General features: G+C 67.2%; 17 protein-coding genes. 12 read left to right on the forward strand and 5 right to left on the reverse strand.

Features of this window, described 5'->3' with window-relative positions:
* Positions 1-43 precede the first annotated feature (43 nt).
* Positions 44-703, forward strand: a complete 660-nt coding sequence (locus V2L32_RS04685) for a metallophosphoesterase family protein (protein ID WP_331235314.1) — start codon at positions 44-46, stop codon at positions 701-703.
* Between the two features lie 126 nt (positions 704-829).
* Here V2L32_RS04685 and V2L32_RS04690 read toward each other — a convergent pair whose 3' ends face one another.
* Complete coding sequence (locus V2L32_RS04690) at positions 830-2,008, reverse strand: aspartate kinase (RefSeq protein ID WP_331235315.1); 1,179 nt, start codon at positions 2,006-2,008, stop codon at positions 830-832.
* A gap of 178 nt (positions 2,009-2,186) precedes the next feature.
* On the opposite strand from V2L32_RS04690, the gene V2L32_RS04695 reads away from it, so the two are divergent.
* The 3 genes from V2L32_RS04695 (at position 2,187) to V2L32_RS04705 (ending at position 6,118) form a co-directional block, all read left to right on the forward strand.
* A complete protein-coding gene (locus tag V2L32_RS04695) occupies positions 2,187-5,555 on the forward strand; it encodes a PAS domain-containing protein (protein ID WP_331235316.1) in 3,369 nt (1,122 codons plus the stop codon).
* A gap of 84 nt (positions 5,556-5,639) precedes the next feature.
* On the forward strand, positions 5,640-5,936 hold the full coding sequence (locus V2L32_RS04700) for a HalOD1 output domain-containing protein (protein ID WP_331235317.1): 297 nt from the start codon (positions 5,640-5,642) through the stop codon (positions 5,934-5,936).
* Positions 5,936-6,118 carry a DUF7576 family protein gene (locus tag V2L32_RS04705; protein WP_331235318.1) on the forward strand — a complete coding sequence of 61 codons (183 nt, stop codon included), beginning with the start codon at positions 5,936-5,938 and terminating at the stop codon, positions 6,116-6,118. Before V2L32_RS04700 ends, V2L32_RS04705 begins: the two co-directional genes overlap by 1 nt.
* Here V2L32_RS04705 and V2L32_RS04710 read toward each other — a convergent pair.
* Positions 6,115-7,701 (reverse strand): DNA-directed DNA polymerase II small subunit, encoded by a 1,587-nt coding sequence (locus V2L32_RS04710; RefSeq protein ID WP_331235319.1) that lies wholly within the window; start codon positions 7,699-7,701, stop codon positions 6,115-6,117. The two genes, V2L32_RS04705 and V2L32_RS04710, sit on opposite strands and share 4 nt — an antisense overlap.
* A 78-nt stretch (positions 7,702-7,779) precedes the next feature.
* Between V2L32_RS04710 and V2L32_RS04715 the strand changes: the two genes are divergently transcribed.
* On the forward strand, positions 7,780-8,637 hold the full coding sequence (locus V2L32_RS04715) for a S26 family signal peptidase (protein WP_331235320.1): 858 nt from the start codon (positions 7,780-7,782) through the stop codon (positions 8,635-8,637).
* A 130-nt stretch (positions 8,638-8,767) separates the two neighbouring features.
* Here V2L32_RS04715 and V2L32_RS04720 read toward each other — a convergent pair whose 3' ends face one another.
* Positions 8,768-10,258, reverse strand: coding sequence for a Cdc6/Cdc18 family protein (locus V2L32_RS04720; RefSeq protein ID WP_331235321.1), 1,491 nt, complete (start codon positions 10,256-10,258; stop codon positions 8,768-8,770).
* Between the two features lie 982 nt (positions 10,259-11,240).
* Between V2L32_RS04720 and V2L32_RS04725 the strand changes: the two genes are divergently transcribed.
* The 5 genes from V2L32_RS04725 (at position 11,241) to V2L32_RS04740 (ending at position 14,071) form a co-directional block, all read left to right on the forward strand.
* Positions 11,241-11,882, forward strand: coding sequence for an Era-like GTP-binding protein (locus V2L32_RS04725; protein ID WP_331235322.1), 642 nt, complete (start codon positions 11,241-11,243; stop codon positions 11,880-11,882).
* A 1-nt stretch (position 11,883) separates the two neighbouring features.
* Entirely contained in the window at positions 11,884-12,276 is a 393-nt protein-coding gene (locus V2L32_RS04730; RefSeq protein ID WP_331235323.1) for a DUF2073 domain-containing protein, read from the forward strand.
* Positions 12,277-12,282: 6 nt separating this feature from the next.
* Positions 12,283-12,981, forward strand: a complete 699-nt coding sequence (locus V2L32_RS04735; RefSeq protein WP_331235324.1) for an OapC/ArvC family zinc-ribbon domain-containing protein — start codon at positions 12,283-12,285, stop codon at positions 12,979-12,981.
* A gap of 202 nt (positions 12,982-13,183) precedes the next feature.
* Entirely contained in the window at positions 13,184-13,282 is a 99-nt protein-coding gene (locus V2L32_RS21230) for a hypothetical protein (RefSeq protein WP_457852208.1), read from the forward strand.
* Positions 13,283-14,071 (forward strand): DUF7089 family protein, encoded by a 789-nt coding sequence (locus tag V2L32_RS04740; protein WP_331235325.1) that lies wholly within the window; start codon positions 13,283-13,285, stop codon positions 14,069-14,071.
* Here the strand turns inward: V2L32_RS04740 and V2L32_RS04745 are convergent.
* Complete coding sequence (locus V2L32_RS04745) at positions 14,068-14,646, reverse strand: DUF7090 family protein (protein ID WP_331235326.1); 579 nt, start codon at positions 14,644-14,646, stop codon at positions 14,068-14,070. The genes V2L32_RS04740 and V2L32_RS04745 overlap by 4 nt on opposite strands.
* 105 nt (positions 14,647-14,751) lie before the next feature.
* Between V2L32_RS04745 and V2L32_RS04750 the strand changes: the two genes are divergently transcribed.
* Complete coding sequence (locus tag V2L32_RS04750; RefSeq protein WP_331235327.1) at positions 14,752-15,432, forward strand: class I SAM-dependent methyltransferase; 681 nt, start codon at positions 14,752-14,754, stop codon at positions 15,430-15,432.
* 186 nt (positions 15,433-15,618) lie between these two features.
* On the opposite strand, the gene V2L32_RS04755 is transcribed toward V2L32_RS04750, so the two are convergent.
* Positions 15,619-17,175, reverse strand: coding sequence for a stage II sporulation protein M (locus tag V2L32_RS04755; RefSeq protein WP_331235328.1), 1,557 nt, complete (start codon positions 17,173-17,175; stop codon positions 15,619-15,621).
* Positions 17,176-17,356: 181 nt separating this feature from the next.
* Here V2L32_RS04755 and V2L32_RS04760 point away from each other — a divergent pair, with 181 nt between their 5' ends.
* Positions 17,357-18,649 carry an MFS transporter gene (locus V2L32_RS04760; RefSeq protein WP_331235329.1) on the forward strand — a complete coding sequence of 431 codons (1,293 nt, stop codon included), beginning with the start codon at positions 17,357-17,359 and terminating at the stop codon, positions 18,647-18,649.
* Positions 18,650-18,697: the final 48 nt, after the last annotated feature.

An 18,697-nucleotide genomic window follows, 5' to 3' on the forward strand; every position in this document is an offset into this window, starting at 1 on the left:
GGCACGCCGAGGAGTGAAGGAGCTCGCGGGCCTCCGTTCGCGCATGCACGTGGGAGTCATCTCCGATATTCACGCGAACCGGATCGCTCTGGAGAGCGTCCTCGCCGACATGCCCGCGGTCGACCTGTTCGTCTGTGCGGGCGACGTCGTCGGCTACAACCCCTGGCCGGCCGAGTGCGTCGCGGAGATCCGATCCCGGGAGGTGCCGACCGTGCTGGGCAACCACGACCGGGCGGTGGTCGAGGGGAGCGGGTTCTGGGGCAACGAGATGGCCGACGCCGGCGTGCAGTACGCGATCGAACGGCTGAACGAACGTGAGAAAGAGTGGCTCGCCGGGCTTCCCGAGACCCGAGCGGTCGCGGACGGACGGATCGGGCTCGTCCACGGCCACCCCGACGACCCGGACTGCTACACCTACCCCGAGTCGTTCTCGGCCTCGATGCTCGGCGAGGAGGAGCTGCTCGTCCTCGGCCACACCCACGTCCAGGGTCATCGGGTCTACGACGAGGGGATCGTCTGCAACCCCGGGAGCGTCGGTCAGCCCCGGGACGGCGATCCGCGGGCGGCGTACGCTATCGTCGACCTCGACACGAAGGATGTCGAGGAACGTCGCGTCGAGTACGACGTCGACGCGGTCGTGGAGGCGATCGAGGAGGCGAGACTTCCGAAACGGACCGGCGAGCGGCTCTACCGGGGGAAGTGAGAGCGAGCAGGCGAGAGCGAGAGAAACTCGTAGGGATCATCGTAGAAACACATCGTTTCTCGGCTGCGAAACGAACGACACCGGTGATCTGTCCGCCTGAGAGGGCGATTGGTACGATGAGCGCTATCAGAACGCGTCCTGGATGATCGAGAGGGCGTCCTCGCGATCGCGCCAGTCGACGAAGATGGCGACGCTCGTCGCGCTCGTGATCACGTCGTGGATCGTGATGTGGGCGTCGGCAAGCGGGTCGACGATCCCCCGAATGACGCCCGGCTGGTTCGGGAGCTCCCCCCCGGTAACCCGGACGACCGCTATCCCGTCCTCGAGCGTGACGCTCGAGAGCGACTCGTCGGCGACCACCGAGTCGTGGAGCACCGCTTCCGCGTGTTCTGCCCGGTCCTCGTCGACGTAGAACGTGACCGAGTCCATCCCGCTCGCGACCGCGTCGATGTTGATCTCGCTGTCGGCGAGCGCGGTCGAGAGCGCCGCGAGGATCCCGAACCGGTTCCTGATCGCCCGACCCGCGACGGTGATACAGGCGAGAGGCTGTTCGCGCATGTCGATCAGGTTCCGGAACTCGCCCTCGATGCTCGTCCCTCCGGTGAGGAGGTCGCCGTGCTGGTAGTGGACGACGCGGACGTCCATCCGGCCGTCCTTGTAGCCGAGCGCGGAGGGCGCGACGACCTCCGCTCCCCGGAACGAGAGGCTCCGGAGTTCGTCGACCGATATCTCCCCGACGTTCCTGGCACCCTCGACCACCGAGGGATCACCGGTCATCACGCCCTCGACGTCGGTGACGATCACGACCTGATCGGCGTCCATGTACTGGCCGAGCATCACCGCGGTGGTGTCGCTCCCGCCGCGGCCGAGCGTCGTGACGGTCCCGTCTCTCGTCTCGGCGAGGAACCCCGTGATCACCGGGACGACCTCGTCGAGTCGCGCCGCGAGCGCCTCGGCGCGCCGGGTGGTCTCCTCGACGTCGACCTCGCCGTGGTCGTCGGTGACCACCGGCCAGTCCGGGTGGCCCGGCTCGACGAAGACCGCATCGATCCCCCGGGCGGCGAGCGCCGCCTTCAGCATCCGGACCGACGTCCGCTCGCCCATGCTCACGATCTCCGCACGGTCGGTGTCCGCCGCGTCGAACGTGATCTCCGAGAGGAGGTCGTCGGTCGTCGAGCCCATCGCGCTCGCGACGACCGCTATCTCGTGACCCTCCTCGGAGGCGGCGGCGACCGAATCCGCCGCCCGATCGATCCGATCGCCGCTCCCGAGGCTCGTCCCGCCGAACTTCGCTACGACCCGCATCGTCCCCCTCCGGTGGGAGCTCGCGCTGACATGGGGTAGCCTACCCACAGGTGCTAAATAACCCTGTCCATGGGGGAACGAGCCACCGACAACGGTAAGCTTCTCCAGGTACACCGATGAAAGAAGCTATGAGCTGTAGGGGACGCGCTATCACGCCCACGACGGGCGACAGCGGCCGATGACCGGAAGCCACCCGCCTCGCGTCGTCGTCGTCGGCGACGCCGACCTCGCGACCGCGCTCGAGGACTCGACCGACGCCGCCGTCGAAGCGGGCGATCTTACCACCTTCGATGCCATCGAAACGGACTGCGTCGTCCTCGTTCACGAGGGCCCGACAGAGGAGATCGAAGCCCTTGCCGGACGGATCGACGATTGGGCGCTGCTCGTGGTCACCGAGGACCCGGAGACAGCCATCGAGGGCGGTGCCGACGAGGTCGCACTCCCCGGCCGGACCGCCGTCCTCGCCCACCGAGTCGACCGACTCCTCGCCCACCGGCGGCTCGAACGCGAACGCGACGCGAGCCGGAGCTACCACGAGCGCCTCGCCGAGGCGCTCCCGGTCGGGGTGATCCACCACGGCTCCTCGGGGCGGATCCGGTTCGCGAACCGACGGGCGCGAGAACTGCTCGGCCGGTCGACCGAGGAGATCGCCGCCCTCTCGTACGACGCCGCCGAGTGGGGGCTCACCGATCCCGACGGGAACCCCCACCCGACCGAGGAACTCCCGTTCGCGCGTGTCGACGCGGGCGAGTCGCGGATCGAGGAGCAAGAGCTCTGTGTGGAACGCCCCGACGGGAGCCGGGTCGACCTCTCCGTGAACGCCGGACCCATGCCCCTCTCCGACGGGTCCGACGGCGTCCTCGTGACGTTCGAGGACGTCACCCAGCGGGTGCGACTCGAGGGCGAACTCGAGGCACTCCTCGGGCGGGTCACCGACGCGTTCTTCGGGCTCGACGAGAGTTGGCGGTTCACCTACCTCAACGAGCGGGCCGAGGAGCTGATCGGGTTCGGCGACCGCGAGCTCGTCGGGGAGGACGTCTGGGAGATGTTCCCGGACGCCGAGGGGACAGCGTTCGAGCGGGAGTATCGCCGGGCGATGGAGACCGGGGAGCCGGCGTCGTTCACCGAGTATTACCCCGAGCCGCTCGACGCCTGGTTCGAGGTCAACGCCTACCCCGACGAGACCGGCCTCTCGGTCTACTTCCGCGACGTCACCGAGCGACGCCGACGCGTCCTCGAACTCGAACGCTTCGAGACCGTCGTCGAGACGCTCCCGACGGGCGTCCTGGTCTTCGACCGCGAGGGCGTCGTCCTCGCGAACGCACGGGCCGAGGAGATACTCGGTCGCTCCGCCGAGGAGATGACCGACCTCTCACACGACGCCACGGAGTGGGAGATCACCTCGTTCGAGGGGGAGGTGCTCCCCCCCGGCCGGCTCCCGGTCGAACGGGTGTTCGAGAGCGGGGAGGCGCTGTTCGACGAGGAACACACCGTCAGGAGACCGAACGGAACGACGGTCTACCTCTCGGTCAACGCCGCCCCCCGTTCGGACGGCGGGACGGTCGAGGAGGTGACGGTGACGCTCGAGGACGTGACCGACCGCGTACGCCTCGAGAGCGAACTCGCCGAGGTGTTCTCGCGCGTCTCCGACGCGGTCTACGCGGTCGACGAGGAGTGGCTGTTCACCTACTGCAACGAGCGCGCCGAGGAGCTGTTCGGCCGCTCCCGGGAGGAGCTCCTCGGACGCTCGCTGTGGGAGAACCTTCCTGAGAACCGGGACTCCCCAGCAGAGGAGGCGTTCACCCGGGCGATGGAGAGCCAGGAGCCGGCCAGTTTCGAGTGGCGACACGGCTCGCGAGACCGGTGGTTCGAGGTCAGCGCCTACCCCGGTGAGACCGGCCTCTCGGTCTACGTCGCCGACGTCACGGAGCGAAAGCGCTTCGAGCGGACGCTGACCGCGCTCTACGAGATGACGAGCGAACTGCTCTACGCCGAGACGGAGTCGGCGGTCTTCTCGCTCGCGGTCGAGGCGGCGACCGACGTGATCGGGCTCTCGGAGCTGTCGATATCGCAGTTCGACGCTGCGGAGAACGTCCTCTACCCGGTCTCCGGGATCGGGGACGCCGGTCGGGCGGATCCCCGTATCTGGCGAGCGTTCCTGGAGGGCGACTCGCGCGTCGTCGACGACGATGACGGTACGACGCTGATCGTCCCGATCGGCCGTCACGGCGTCGTCGTCGCACCGGTGAGCGATCCAGTGGAGCCGAGCCTCACGCTCGTCGAACTGCTCGCACAGACCACGAGCGCGGCGCTCGACCGCGTCGAACGCGAGAGCGCGCTCGGAGAGCGCGACCGGGCGCTCGAACTGCGGACCGACCGACTCGAACGCCTCAACCACGTCGTCGAGACGACCCGCGACGTCGGCACCGCGCTACTGGGTGCGGACACCAGGGAGCAGATCGAACGGCTCGTCCCCGAGCGCCTCGTCGCCGCCGGCTTCCCGCTCGCGTGGATCGGTCGGGTCGGGTCGGACGACGCTCTCGAGGTCGAGCGATGGGCGGGCGAGAGCAGGGCGTACCTCGACCGTCTGGAGCCGGACGGCTTCGTCGGCGAACCGTCGCACCGTGCGGCCACCGACCGGGAGGTGGTGGCCGTCTCGAACGTCGCCTCGGGCCTCCACACAGAGGGGTGGCGGGCTGCCGCACTCGCCGAGGGCTATCAGTCCGCCCTCTCGGTCCCGCTCGTACACGACGGGGTCAGCTACGGGGTGATGAGCGTCTACGCCGACCACCCGGGCGCCTTCGACGGGCAGAGCGAGACCGCCTTCGCGGACCTGGGCGAGGACGTCGCATACGCCATCGCCGCTGTCGAGACCAGACGGACGCTGCTCTCGGACCGGGTGATCGAACTCGACCTCCGGCTCCACGGCGTCGAGTGTCCCCTCCGGGACGTCGCCACGGCTGCGAGAGCGTCCGTCGAGTGTACCGGTAACGCTCTCGGTCCCGAGGGCAGCGCCCGGCTCGCGGTCACCCTCGAACGGTCCCCCGACCGGGAGTTCCGGAGCCGAGTAGAGGCGACCCCCGGGATCGAGCGCGTCGACGGGCGGGAGGGAGAACGGTCGTTCGAGGTCCTCGCGAGCGGTCCGACGCTCGCCACGCGCCTCGCTTCACTGGGAGCGCGTCCGAGACGTCTCGTCACCGATCCCGACGGCGAGATGCGGGTGATCGCCGAACTCGCGCCGGGCACCGACGTCCGCGCGTTCGTCGAGCGTCTCCGGACCGTCCACCCGGACGTGGAGCTGCACGCGCGGCGAGAGACCGATCGCGTGAGGGATACGACCGGGCGCGATCCGTTCGCGGCGCTCACCGAGAGGCAGCGAGAGATCCTCACGACGGCGTACCGCGAGGGCTACTTCGAGTGGCCCCGCGAGCGCTCCGGGCAGGAGCTCGCCGCCGACCTCGACATCTCCCAGCCGACGTTCCACCGCCACCTCCGCGTGGGGAGCAGACGGCTGCTCGACGCGCTCGTCGACGGTGAAACCGAGTGATGGCTAACAGTATAGCGTCGATCCCCGCCGGGAGGCTAACTGTATACTGGCGAGATTGAACCGGTCGGGGTGTCTCGAAGACGTATGGAACCGGGATCTGTCGAACGTGAGGTCGGATCGGAGGACATCTGTGCGGTCGTGGTGGACGCCGTTGCGGACGCGAAGGGAGTCCACCCGCTCGACCTCGAACCGAAGCTCTACGACGTCATCGAGCCCGACGCGCTCGTCGACCTCTGGTCCTCGAGCGACTCGCCACCGCGCTCGATGCGGATCGGTTTCTCCATGGCCGGCTGTGACGTCGTGGTCCGCGGTGACGGCCGGGTCGTCGTCACCCCCGGAGAACCGACACCCGACCCGACCGGCGCGAGCGTCGGGGAGTGATGACCTCCGACACCGATCAGGTCGACGTCTCCGACTCCCGTTCGGATCGCTGTACGAACTGCGGGGGCTCGATCGAGACGACCGACTGGCACCCGGTCACCACCGAGGTCGACGAGGACGGCTCGGTCGAGCTCTTCGCGTTCTGTAGCTGGCGCTGTCGGGACCGGTTCGAGGAGGGCTAGGAGAACGACCGGGCCGTGACCGAGAGCGTATCGAGGTCGAGGATCACGGCGTAGGCGACGTCGGGCTGGATGTTCACGCTCCGCTGGAAGTCGGTCTGGGCCTGCCAGCACGCACTGTTGACGATCCGAACCCCGTGGTACTCCCCGACGCCGAGTTTGTGGACGTGGCCCGCGTGGAAGACGTCGGGCACCTCCTCGATCACGAGGTAGTCGCGTTCCTCGGGCGCAATCCGGGTCCGGCCGCCGTACTGGGGAGCGACGTGTCGCTTTTTCAATAACTGTGTCATCGTCCGCTCGATCGCGTCGTAGCTCGCCTTCGTCTCGGGCAGTTCGGCGTTCACCTCGTCGAAGGAGGTCCCATGGTACATCAGCACGGAGACGCCCTCGATCGTCACGACCGAGGGGTTTCCCGTGATCCGCGCGTCGTGAGCCGACATGATCTCCCTGAGTTCGTCGTCGAACCCCGGCTGTGGCTCGGCGAGACGGACGGCGTCGTGGTTGCCGGGGATCATCACGACCTCCAGATCGCCCGGGACCGACTTCAGGTGCTCCGCGAACCGCTCGTACTGCTCGTAGATGTCGATAATCGTGAGTTCTGCGTCCTGGTTCGGGTAGACCCCCACGCCCTCGACCATGTCTCCCGCGATCAGGAGGTACTCGATCGGCTCGGCCTCCTGGGTGTGGAGCCAGTCGGCGAACCGCTCCCAGGCCTCCTCGACGAACTCCTGACTCCCGACGTGGACGTCGCTCACGAGCGCGGCCTGGACGTGTCGATCCGCCGTGTTCGGCCGGTTCGTTCTCGGCACCTCGGGGAAGTGCATCTCGTCGGTGAAGACGATCCCCGCGTCGTCCGAGAGCGTTCCCGTGACCGCGATCACCTCGTCGCAGAGCAGTTCGTCCACGACCTCGGCGAGCTCACGGTCTTTCATCACCAGACAGGGAAACCGCCCGGTCGTGTCCTCCAGTTCGATCAGCCAGTGGCCGTTCGCGGTCGAGCGGACGTCGTTGACCATACCGATGAGTTCGACGTCGCTCCCCCCGGGCATCCCCCGTACCGCGCGCATCGGCCGGTGGTTCACCCGCCCGCGCAGCATCGCCGAGAGCCGTTCGTAGCGGTCGCGAAAGAGCGAGACGAACTGCTTGTACTCGCCGGTCCCGGTGCTTCGCCCGGTGATGTCCCCGGTGATCTCGATCGGGCTCTCGGGCCGGGAGCCCGTCCCTCCGGCCGCCCCCGGCTCCAAGGCGGCCCCGGCTTCGGACCCCGTGCTCGTACTGCGAGACCCCTCCGTTTCCACTGGAGTTTGTCCCCCTCCCTCTGGCGGTTTCGGGCTCGGGGTTCCAGTCGAAACGGAGGGGTCTCCGTTCGGATGAGGCGAACCCGACGACCGACCTTTCACGTCGAGAACGGACCGGACGTGCTCGCCGGTGAGCACCAGCGTTCCCTCGGGAAGGCTCTGGGTGACGCGTTCGACGCATTCCTCGAACTCGTCGGCCTCCGCGAGTAGGGTGAGCGCCTCCCGGTCGACGTTGATCCCGCGGGCCACGAGTGCCCTGAGTACCCGGCGGTCGGCCTCGTCTGACACGCCCCGAGTTTCCCCCCGGGAGAGAAAAACGTGGCGAAACCCAGAAGGTTCAAACGCGGACCCGTGTTAGGGGAGTCGATGAGTGGCCCCGAGGACGGCCCCGGTCGGAGCGGGCCGTCGCGGCCGGATCGATCCGGCAGCTCGACGATCGGAACACGGGACGAAGAGCGCCCGGAGTCCGTCCGGGAGTGGGCGCACTGGGCGTGGACCGTCGACCGGGGTGCCGTGATGGTCGCACGGGAGATCGCGATCAGCGCGAGCGTCGTCCTCCTTATCGGACTGCTGCTGTTCGGGATCAGCGGCGTCTGGCCGCCGATGGTCGCGATCGAGAGCGGGTCGATGAGCCCGAACATGCACCAGAACGACCTGGTGTTCATCAGCGCGCCCGACCGGTTCGCGAACGACGCCTCGATCGAGGGGACCGGCATCGTCCCCGCCGACGAGGCCGAGCGGAACGGCTACAGCAAGTTCGGCGAGGCGGGCGACGTGATCGTCTTCACCCCGAACGGCAACGACCAGCGCACGCCGATCATCCACCGCGCCGAACTCTGGGTCGAAGAGGGCGAGGACTGGTACGACCGCGCGGATCCCGACGCCGTGGGCGCTGCGGGGAGCTGTGACGAGCTCCAGAACTGTCCCGCCCCGCACGACGGCTTCATAACGAAGGGAGACAACGAAGCGACGAACACACAGTACGACCAGGTAAGGGGACAGACCGATCCGGTGAAGCCCGAGTGGGTGCTCGGCACCGCCGAGCTCAGGGTGCCCTACCTCGGCTGGGTCCGCCTCCAGCTCGCCGAGATCGGTTCGCCGGGAACCGCCACCGTCGAGATCGTCTCGGAGCCGACCACGGTGGCCGGGCCGGTCGAAGCGGTTGCGGCGACCGACTCCGCCGGGTCCGATCCGGTCGGCGCCGATCGCTGTCTCCTCACGTAGAGCGGATACGAGCGCGAGGACACTCGGTTCGTGGCGCTATCACAGGTTCGGCGTGATAGCAGCTTACCGGCCGTGAACGTCGGATACGGGTAACCGAAGGAGTACGATCGGCCGGCTCTCGATGCGGGGATCAGCTGTCGAAGCGGGCCTGGACGAACGGCTGGACGTCGTCGATGTCACCCAGTCGTGAATCGGCCATCAGCACGGCCTCGGTCTCGTCGATCGGGACCGAGAGGGTGATCTCCTTCGTCCGGCCGTACCGGCCCTTGCTCACGACCGAGGCGTTCGCGATGCCGAGCATGTCGAGTTCGCTGATCAGGTCCGTCACCCGACGCTGGGTGAGCGGGTCGGCGTCGATCTCGCCACAGAGGCGTTTGTAGATGTTGTACACCTCGCCGGTGTTGATCGTGTGGATCCCGTTCTTCTCCAGGAGGATGATCGCGAAGAGCACGAGCTTCGACTGGGTGGGGAGCGTCCGTACCACCTCAACCACGCGGTCGAGTTCGATCTTGTCCTGGGCCTGCCGGACGTGTTCCTCGTCGACCTCGCCGAGGCCCTCGCGTTCGGCGAGTTCGCCCGCCGTTCGGAGCAAGTCGAGCGCACGTCGTGCGTCGCCGTGTTCCTGGGCGGCGAACGCCGCACAGAGCGGGATGACGTCCTCCGTGAGCGCCGCCGGTTCGAACGCGATCTCCGCGCGGTGCTGGAGGATGTCCCGGAGCTGCGTCGCGTCGTACGGCGGGAAGACGATCTCCTCCTCCCCGAGACTCGACTTCACGCGCGGGTCGAGGAAGTCGGTGAACTTGAGGTCGTTCGAGATGCCGATGATCGACACCCGCGAGTTCTCGAGTTCGCTGTTCATCCGCGAGAGGTTGTAGAGCGTGTCGTCACCCGACTTCTCGACGAGTTTGTCGATCTCGTCGAGCATGATCACGACCACACGCTCCCTGTGATCGACCGCGTCGAAGAACTCCTGGTACACTCGATCCGTCGGCCAGCCGGTCATCGGAACGGCCTCCATCTCCTCTAGCTCCGTCTCCAGCGTCTCGATGCGGTCGTCGACCTCCGAGACCGACTCGAACGGCGTCTCCGCGAGCGAATCCCGGTCCTCCCGGACGTCGTCCGTGAGCGTGCGGAGCCGGTCGAGCCCGCGTTCGATCCCCCGCTCGTTCGCCTCGATGAACTTGTTGCCGAGCTGCGCCAGGACCCGGTACTGGGTATCGGTCACCTCACAGTTGATGTACTCGACCTCGCAGGGGACATCGTACTTCTTCGAGGTCTGTTCTAGCTCCTGGCTGACGAACTTCGCGCTCGCGGTCTTTCCGGTCCCTGTCTTCCCGTAGATGAGGATGTTCGAGGGGGTCTCGCCACGGAGCGCGGCGACGAGGATCGTCGCCATCTTGCTGATCTGGTCCGAACGGTGGGGGAGCTCGTGGGGGGTGTAGGAGGGTCGGAGCACCTCCTTGTTCTCGAAGATCGGCTCGCCGCTCATCAGGTCGTCGAACAGTCCCTGGCTGGTCCCCTCCTCGTCGAGGACCTCGTCGATCTCGACGTCGAACGACCAGTCGTCGGCCGCGGCTCGACGCCCCCTGCCGTTCGTCCCTGATGCGTTGTCGCCCGTCATGGATGCGAGTGGGAACCCCCCTATTTCAAGTGGAATCCTCGCCCGCGACACGAGGAAATGGCCTCCAGAAGGCCTCTATCACCGGGATTCCGCGTGGTGGTCGGGGAGAATCGTGTACTTGAAGCAGACGAACGCAATGGTCAGCGGAGTCTTAAACCTATCCCTTCACCCGGAGGTCACCATGACGACGATCGACGGTTCTGTCGACGGGTTGATCTCTCGACTGTGACCCCCCCACCCCTTCGTTTCTACTGGAGACGGACGAGAGAGTACCCGACCGCGAGGAGCGGAGGGTGAGGGAAGCTTTATCTGGTTGGGTAACGAATAACTACCGTAATAGGCCTAGAGCCGTTGTCTAGAAGGGATACTGTTCTAGATTTAAATGTGTTGGCGGTCGTTTCGGGCCATCTCCTCGCTCGGTCGCCCGGTCTCCACTTGAAACGGAGGGGTGGGGGTTACACGTCGGGAACCCCCGCGGTTACCCTCTCGTACCCACTCCCCCTCGTCCGTCGTCGTAACCATTCACCCTCATGCGTCAACCGGACTCGTCCTCGATCTCCACGAGCGCCCGATCTCACCGCTCCCTTCGGTCACCGTCCCGCCCCCTCCAGCCTCATCTCTCCATCTCCGGCCGTCGGCCCCCCGTCTCCATTCCGTCGCCTTCGCCGCTAGTCGCTCTCCCATTCGCGCCCGCCACCCACTCAAACACTCTTCGAGTCGTCTCGAGCCGTTCCCGATCGAACGTGCGTACCTCGCATCGATCTCCACCTCGAACGTGCCGTCCGTCTCTCGACACCGGTTCGGAGCTCCTCGTACTCGTGGTAGTGGAACCGTCCGATCTCGTCCCCGTCCACGGACAGCCGGTCCGGAGCCTCTCTCGCGACCGACACGCGCTGGTTAACACGTGTCTGACACAGATTTAAGTGAACCGAGGTGTGTTCTACGGCCGTGTTTCCGCCCGGACAGGGCGGAGGAGGATAGGATGGGTCTGTTCACGGAGATTAGAAACAGTATTCAACGCGCCGCCGACCGGTTGTTCGCCGCCGACACCCCAAAACGGATCGGGATCTACGGCCCTCCGAACGCCGGGAAGACGACGCTCGCGAACCGGATCGCCCGCGACTGGACCGGCGACGCGATCGGTCCCGAGAGCCACGTTCCCCACGAGACGCGTCGCGCACGCAGGAAGGAGAACGTCGAGATCCAGCGCAACGGCAAGTCGGTGACGATCGACGTCGTCGACACGCCGGGCGTGACCACGAAGGTCGACTACGAGGAGTTCCTCGAGTTCGAGATCGAGAAGGAGGACGCGGTGCGTCGCTCCCGCGAGGCGACCGAGGGGGTCGCCGAGGCGATGCACTGGCTGCGCGAGGACGTCGACGGCGTCATCTACGTCCTCGACAGCGCGGAGGACCCGTTCACCCAGGTGAACACGATGCTCATCGGGATCATCGAGAGCCGGGACCTTCCGGTACTCATCTTCGCGAACAAGATCGACCTGGAGGAATCGAGCGTCCAGCGGATCGAGAACGCCTTCCCACAGCACGAGACCGTACCGCTGTCGGCGCTCGAGGGCGAGAACATGGACGAAGTGTACGACAAGATCGCGGAGTACTTCGGGTAAGATGGCGGAACTCAGAGAACCGGACGACGACGGCGACGGGGTCCAGATCGACCTGATCAGCGGCGAGCGGATGTCGAACATGGCCTCGATGGAGAAGATCCGGATGATCCTCGACGGCGTCCACGACGGCAACATCGTCATCCTGGAGGAGGGGCTCTCCCCCGAGGAGGAGTCGAAGCTGATCGAGGTGACGATGGGTGAGATCACCCCCGACGGGTTCAACGGGATCGAGATCGAGACGTATCCCCGATCCCAGACCGGCGGCGGGAGCTTCCTGGATCGACTGATGGGCAGGGAGTCGACCGCAAAGCTCACCGTGATCGGCCCGGCGAACCAGATCGAGACCCTCCACAAGGACGAGACGTTGATCAGCGCGCTCGTCTCGCGGCGCTAGCCCCGAATGCCTCACCAGTGTACGACCTGTGAGCGGACCTTCCCCGACGGCTCGAAGGAGATGCTCTCGGGCTGTCCGGACTGTGGCGGCAACACGTTCCAGTTCATCCCGAAGGGCGAGCGACCGAGCCCGAGCGAGGAGCCGCCGGACCGACCCGAACCCCCTGGCGGATCGGTCACGCGGAAGGCGGCGCGGGCGGGCACTGCGGTTCGCGACTGGGTGAGCGCGAGCGGACACGACGACGGTGCCTCGACGGAGGGGACGTCCGGGGGTGCAGATAGCGGGCGTGCGGGGAGCGGGAAGGAGTGGCCCGACCAGCACGCAGCGGATCGGACCGGGAGCGATTCGGAGGCAGACGACCTGATCGATGCGGACGCCGCCGATACGGGTGGGGAGGACAGCGCACAGAGCGCCGCTCGCTCCGACATCGTGACCGAGGAGGAGCTCTCCTGGGCCGCCGCGAGCGTCGACGAGTCGGCCGACGCCGATCCCGAGGAACCCGAGGACGACGCCGACGAGAGCCCCGGAATCGACGAGCTCCGCCGGGAGCTCAACGAGCAGTTCGAGAGCATCAGGATTGTCGACCGGGGGACCTACGAACTCAACCTGATGGAGCTGTACAAACGCGACGAGTACATCATCGCGCTCCGCGAGGACGGCCGATACGTGATCGAGATGCCCGAGTCCTTCCGGGGCGACCGGTAGCGCTCGACGGGATCCACCTCCGACGGGGATCTACCCTCCCTCCGGTTCGACGTTCGCGCGATCCTCGACCCTCCCGGTTCGAGTGGAAATCACGGGCAGTGGCAGTCTTCTTCGTTCGCTCGTTCCACTGGACACGTGGGTCGTTCGCCCGTGACGCCGGGAACCCACCCGTCTTTATACTGCGGCGTACTCACCTCCCGGTATGAGTCAAGCGACTGCGATCGTGGTCGGAACCGTCGTCGTCTCGGCGCTGCTCTCGGCGCTGATGATCGGGGCGTTCCTCGTCGGCGTCCTCTCGTAGATGTTTCGCGAGCGGGGCCTCAACGACGAACTCGAGGCAGTCCGTGCGGCACACGCTCCGGAGACACTGGTACTCGACTGCGAGGCGGACTTCGAGAGCCTCCCGCCGGAGGCGCTCGACGAACTCGCGCTCGTGACTCGGGAGCTACACCCGGTGAGCTACCCGACCGAGTGGCTCCCCGAGAGGACGCCCGACCCGCTCCGTCGGTTCGCGGGATCGGACCTGGTGATCGGCCTCCCCGAGGGTGGGAGCGTGATCTGGACGCGACAGACCGAGCCCCCGCTCTGTCTGGTTAAAGCCCGGGTACAGGGCGCTCCCGAGGGGTTCGTCGACTTCCTCGTCGCGAACGCGCTCGTCGAGGTGGGTCTCGAGCTTCCCGAGAGCTTCCTCGGGTTCTTCGGCGAGCGATACACCGACCTGGTGGAGGCGCTCGCGTTCTCGCCGGCGAGCAGCTACCAGGTCGCTGCCGCACTCTACCAGGGGTGGATCGGACTCCACACCCGCGAGACGTTCGCCGGGTGGGCCGACGAGTTCCGGACGCTCCACGACGAGTGGGTCGACGCCGGCGAACGCCTCGAACCGAGGCTGGACGACCTCTCGACGGAGGTGGCGACCGGAGAGACCGACTTCGCCGAGGCGACGGAGTACGCCTGCGGGGCGATCAGACACGACCTCGACCTGCCGACACCGTTCTCGGCGCTCGACACCGAGGCCTACCGGGAGTACGGTGCGGAGTACGCGGTCCGCTGGGCGGAGAAGACGGTCGCGGCGCTCGGCGAGGGGACCTAGAACTCGCCGGTGACGTCCCCGTTCTCGTCGAGGTAGATCGTCCCGTCGAACAGCTCGACGTACCGCTCGACGGTCGCCTCGTCGTGGACCTCCCTTGCGAGGTGAAAGAGGCCGACCGCGTCGTGCTCTACGAGCAGGTCGAGGAGCTCCTCCATCGCCTCGTAGACGGGCTCGTCCTCGGCGTAGTAGATCAGTTCGGTGACGGAGTCGACGCTCACCCGGAGTTTGCCGTCGTGAGCCTCGAGGAAGGCCTTTACCTGAGAGACGATCCCGTCGACGTCGTCGGGTGCGGAGACGTAGTGGACGTTCTCGGCGCTCCGGCGCGAGTAGCCGCGTTCGACGCTCAGCGTGTCGAGGATCACGGCTCTGGACTCGTCGACGCCGTAGTGGTCGATCTTCTGCATCACCTCGCGGGCGGTGGTGCGGGTCGAGACGACGAGAAAGGAGTCGGTGTCGGTCTTCAGGAAGTCGGTGTCGATCCGGTCGGTCTCGCCCGTGCTCGGATGGACGAGGAGGACCCCGGTCCCGCCGGGGATCGAGTCGGGGGTGTTCTCCACCGCGAGGGCGTACTCCATGTCCACACAGCCGAAGCGGACCGATATAAGCGTGGGGGAAGCCGAGTTCGGCGCCCCGAGACGCGGTCTCCGAACGGTTTTGACGGAGCCAGCCCTGGCCCCGACATGAGCGTCCGCGAGGAGTTCGACGACTGGGCGGCCGACGGCCGGGACAGGGGGATGGAAGCGCGCCACTGGCACACCGCGAAACACGCACTCGCTGCGATGCCCGTAGAGGAGGACGAATCGGTCCTCGACCTCGGGACCGGGAGCGGCTACGCGCTCCGCGTGCTCTCCGAGACCAGGGGGATCGGTGCGGGCTACGGACTCGACGGCTCGCCCGAGATGGTACGAAACGCCGCCTCCTACACCGAGGACCCCTCGATAGGTTATCTGATCGGCGACTTCGGTTCGCTCCCGTTCGCCGAGAACCGTCTCGATCGCTGTTTCTCGATGGAGGCGTTCTACTACGCCGCCGACCCGACGGAGACGCTCTCGGAGCTCCACCGTGTCCTGCGTCCGGGCGGGACGTTTCACTGCGCGGTGAACTACTACGAGGAGAACGTCCACTCCCGCGGCTGGCAGGAGGACATCTCGGTCGAGATGACGCGCTGGAGCGCCGGGGAGTACCGCGAGGCGTTCCGGGAGGCGGGCTTTCACGTCGCCTCCCAGGAGAACGTCCCCGACACCGAGACGGAGATACCGGACGAGAGCGCCTTCCCGACGGAGGGGTTCGAGAGCCGCGAGGCGATGGTCGAACGGTACCGGAGCCTCGGAACGCTACTCACGGTCGGGGTCGTCCCATAGCTCCAGTGGAACCGTGGGTGTATCTTACTGTCAGACACGTTTGGAATAGCCGGAGGGACGCGCTCTGTCGACCGAAACCGACGGACGTCGGATGTATGTCTGACGCACGTCAGACGAGTATCTGTCGACCGGATAGTAGGTGTCGCGACGGACGCGAAATCGCAACCCCTTCGTTTCGAGTGGACCTCAGAAGAACAGTCCGCCGATCCGAGGTGTCACGAACGCCTCGACGAACGACGCGATCACGAAGAGGATCGAGAGGCCCACGAGCACCCAGAACGCGCGGTCGATCTCGACCGCCAGGTGGCGGTCGTCGACCCGTCCCCTGACCCTGTTCCAGCCGACGCCAGCGAGGTGGAAGCCGAGCGCGCCGGCGATGGCGATCGCGGGCAGTTCGATAAGTGCGTGCGGGACGATCAGCGCGGCGACGAGCAGGAGGTCGGCGCTGACCCCCGCGACGAGGCCGACGACGATCCCGTTGAAGAGCAGGTTCACCGCGGTAGGAACACCGAACGCGAACCCGGCGAACGCGGTGTCGACGCCGACGAGCCAGTTGTTCACCGCGATGGCGATGAACACGTCGAGCGGGAAGACACCGAAGATCTCCGTCGGATCCGAGGGGGGCGTCGTCTCGATGGTGACCCCGCCGAGGGCGAGGTAGCCGCCAGCCATACCGAGGCCGAACAGCCCGAGGCTCGCGGCAAGGGCCTTCGGTGAACCCCTGGTGAACGACCAGAGCGTGCTCCACCCTCGTGAGAACGCCGCGTGCGTGCGTGTGCGGATCGTCTCGCGCTCCTGAAGTCGCTTCCCCCCGATCCGGTCGCCCTCGGCGTAGATCCCGGTCTTGAGCAGGTCGACGAATGGCGTGAAGAGGACGATCCCGAGCAGGGTTGCCACCTGACCGAGATCGAAGACGGCAAGGAGGCTCGCGGTGATCCCGGCCGCGACGAGGAGACCGATCGCGATCAGTACGTAGACGGCGAACGCGCCGGGACGGCGACGGACGAACCCCGCACCGTGGCGGAACCCGTCGATCGCACCCACCCGGTCCACGACGATCGCCTGTGGGGCGAAGACGAAGACGGCGGCGATGGCGACGAGCGAGACCAGCCAGATCGGCGTGAGCAACACCGCGAGCCCGACGGCCAGCAGGCCGAGGCCGCCCTCGGCACCGGAGAGCACCGCGACGAGGAGTACGATCCCGTAAAACGCGGTTACCGTGAGGTAGAGTGCGATCTCGATGAGTCGAAGACCGACGAACGAGAGCGCGTCGCGGAGGAACCCGCTCACGCCGGCGTGGACCGGCGGCCGACCCTCGAGGCCGGCGTAGACGGTGTGGATCTCGCCGGCCCTGACCGCCGCTGCGAGGACGACGTAGACGAGCACGCCGACCAGCACCGAGAGCCCGAGGACGAGAAGGGCTTCGGGCGAGGCGAGCGCCTCCGCGATCCCCTCTAGCTCCCCGGTCGGAAGCGCCTCGGGATCCGTCGCGGTCGTGGTCGGGTCCTCCTCGGCGGCCTCTAGCTCCTCGACGACCTCGGGGTCGAGGGCGGCGACGGCCTCTCTGACCCGGTCCATCCGGCCCTGTGCCTCGAGGATCAGGTAGGCGGCGAACGCCCCGAGCAGCGGGAACACCCTCGCGACGAGGCCGACGCTCGACCCGAGCAGGTAGAAGGGCAGGATCGAGGTCGGCTTCGAGAGGTACGTCGACGTCGCGGCGTCGATCGCGTCGGTGACCTTCATGTACCGGGATCGACCCCGCTCACGCATTAAGTCTCCGTCATGTCGGTAGCGGGGACTCCCGCGACTATGTCGGTAGTCGGGATCCCCGTGAATCGAGGCGGCCGGAGTACGGCGGCAGAACCGGAGGCGGCCCGGCTTCCGCTTTCCGTACGCTTTCACCCCCTCCCGCCGAACCCCCTCCGTGGGATCGCACCGACTCGCCCGGTGGTGGCGGGAGCCGACCGCGCGGCGCTGGCTCCTGTTCGGCACCCTCGCGGCCGTCTTCCTCTCGGTCAACGTCTACCGGCTCTCGACGGCGGTGATCGCCGAGCCGCTGATGGCCGCGTTCGGCACGACCGGCGCGCAGCTGGGCACGCTCCATGCCGCGTTCTTCTACGTCTACGCCGTGATGCAGATCCCGACGGGGATCCTCGTCGACCGCGTCGGTCCCCGACGAACGGCGGCGGCCGGCGCGCTCGTGATGAACGTCGGGGCGATCTGGTTCGCGCTCGCGGACAGCTACGCCGGCGCGTTCGGCGCACGGCTGCTGATCGGCCTCGGCGGGAGCGTGATATTCGTCTCGATGCTCCGGTTCTGTGCGAACTGGTTTCGCTCGGGGGAGTTCGCGACGATGAGCGGGCTCTGCTTCGCCGTCGGCGGTCTGGGAGGCATCCTCGCGACGACGCCGTTCGCGCTCGCGGTTGAGGCCGCCGGCTGGCGCGAAACGATCGCCGCCCTCGGGGTCCTCGGCCTCGTCGTCTCCGCGCTCACGTACCTCCTCGTCCGGGACTCCCCAGAGCGAGCGGGGCTCCGACCGATCGAAGGGGTTCCGGAACAGCCGAGGCTCTCGCTCTCGGAGGTTCGGACGTTCACCCTCGGAGTGCTCTCCGACCGCTCGACGTGGGTCGTCTCGGTCCTGCTGTTCTGCACGGGTGGGGTGAACCTCACGCTGTTCGGCCTCTGGGGTATCCCCTACGTGGTCCAGACCTACGATACCTCGGTGACGGTCGCCTCGGTGGTCACCCTCCTGGGGGGCGTGGGATCCGTGCTCGGCCCGCCGTCGATTGGCCGACTCTCGGATCGCCTGGAGAGGAGAACGGAACTCATCGTCGCGGGCTGTCTGCTCTTCACGCTCGCGCTCGGGCTGATCGCCGTCACCGGGAACCCCCCGTTGCCGGTCGTCGGCCTGGTCTTCTTCGTCAACGGCGCGCTACTGGGCACGTTCGTCCTCACCTACCCGATGGTGAAAGAACGACACGCGAGCCGTGCGAGCGGCATCTCGACGGGGTCGGTCAACGGGGCCTCGTTCCTCGGCGCCGCGTTACTCCCGACGGTGATGGGGCAGGCGCTCGACGCCTACTGGACCGGCGATGTCGTCGGCGGCGTGCGGGTCTACACCGCGACCGGCTACCGCCTCGCGTTCGCCATCGCCGCGCTCTGTGGGCTGATCGCTGTCGGCTGTGCGCTCTGGCTCCACCGCGAGGAAAGGACGTAACTCATAGGGATATCGTAGCCGATCGTATCTCTCAGGCGTACACACCAC

It is taken from the genome of Halalkalicoccus sp. CGA53, from assembly GCF_036429475.1.
In the GTDB taxonomy this organism is placed as follows: domain Archaea; phylum Halobacteriota; class Halobacteria; order Halobacteriales; family Halalkalicoccaceae; genus Natronorarus; species Natronorarus salvus.

Excerpts from the sequence above, each read along its gene's own strand:
- V2L32_RS04755 (WP_331235328.1), bottom strand. The coding sequence starts at position 17,175 with ATGAAGGTCACCGACGCGATCGACGCCGCGACGTCGACGTACCTCTCG.
- V2L32_RS04750 (WP_331235327.1), top strand. The coding sequence starts at position 14,752 with ATGAGCGTCCGCGAGGAGTTCGACGACTGGGCGGCCGACGGCCGGGAC.
- V2L32_RS04740 (WP_331235325.1), top strand. The coding sequence starts at position 13,283 with ATGTTTCGCGAGCGGGGCCTCAACGACGAACTCGAGGCAGTCCGTGCG.
- V2L32_RS04745 (WP_331235326.1), bottom strand. The coding sequence starts at position 14,646 with ATGGAGTACGCCCTCGCGGTGGAGAACACCCCCGACTCGATCCCCGGC.
- V2L32_RS04735 (WP_331235324.1), top strand. The coding sequence starts at position 12,283 with ATGCCTCACCAGTGTACGACCTGTGAGCGGACCTTCCCCGACGGCTCG.
- V2L32_RS04685 (WP_331235314.1), top strand. The coding sequence starts at position 44 with ATGCACGTGGGAGTCATCTCCGATATTCACGCGAACCGGATCGCTCTG.
- V2L32_RS04725 (WP_331235322.1), top strand. The coding sequence starts at position 11,241 with ATGGGTCTGTTCACGGAGATTAGAAACAGTATTCAACGCGCCGCCGAC.
- V2L32_RS21230 (WP_457852208.1), top strand. The coding sequence starts at position 13,184 with ATGAGTCAAGCGACTGCGATCGTGGTCGGAACCGTCGTCGTCTCGGCG.
- V2L32_RS04705 (WP_331235318.1), top strand. The coding sequence starts at position 5,936 with ATGACCTCCGACACCGATCAGGTCGACGTCTCCGACTCCCGTTCGGAT.
- V2L32_RS04730 (WP_331235323.1), top strand. The coding sequence starts at position 11,884 with ATGGCGGAACTCAGAGAACCGGACGACGACGGCGACGGGGTCCAGATC.
- V2L32_RS04695 (WP_331235316.1), top strand. The coding sequence starts at position 2,187 with ATGACCGGAAGCCACCCGCCTCGCGTCGTCGTCGTCGGCGACGCCGAC.
- V2L32_RS04720 (WP_331235321.1), bottom strand. The coding sequence starts at position 10,258 with ATGACGGGCGACAACGCATCAGGGACGAACGGCAGGGGGCGTCGAGCC.
- V2L32_RS04690 (WP_331235315.1), bottom strand. The coding sequence starts at position 2,008 with ATGCGGGTCGTAGCGAAGTTCGGCGGGACGAGCCTCGGGAGCGGCGAT.
- V2L32_RS04700 (WP_331235317.1), top strand. The coding sequence starts at position 5,640 with ATGGAACCGGGATCTGTCGAACGTGAGGTCGGATCGGAGGACATCTGT.
- V2L32_RS04715 (WP_331235320.1), top strand. The coding sequence starts at position 7,780 with ATGAGTGGCCCCGAGGACGGCCCCGGTCGGAGCGGGCCGTCGCGGCCG.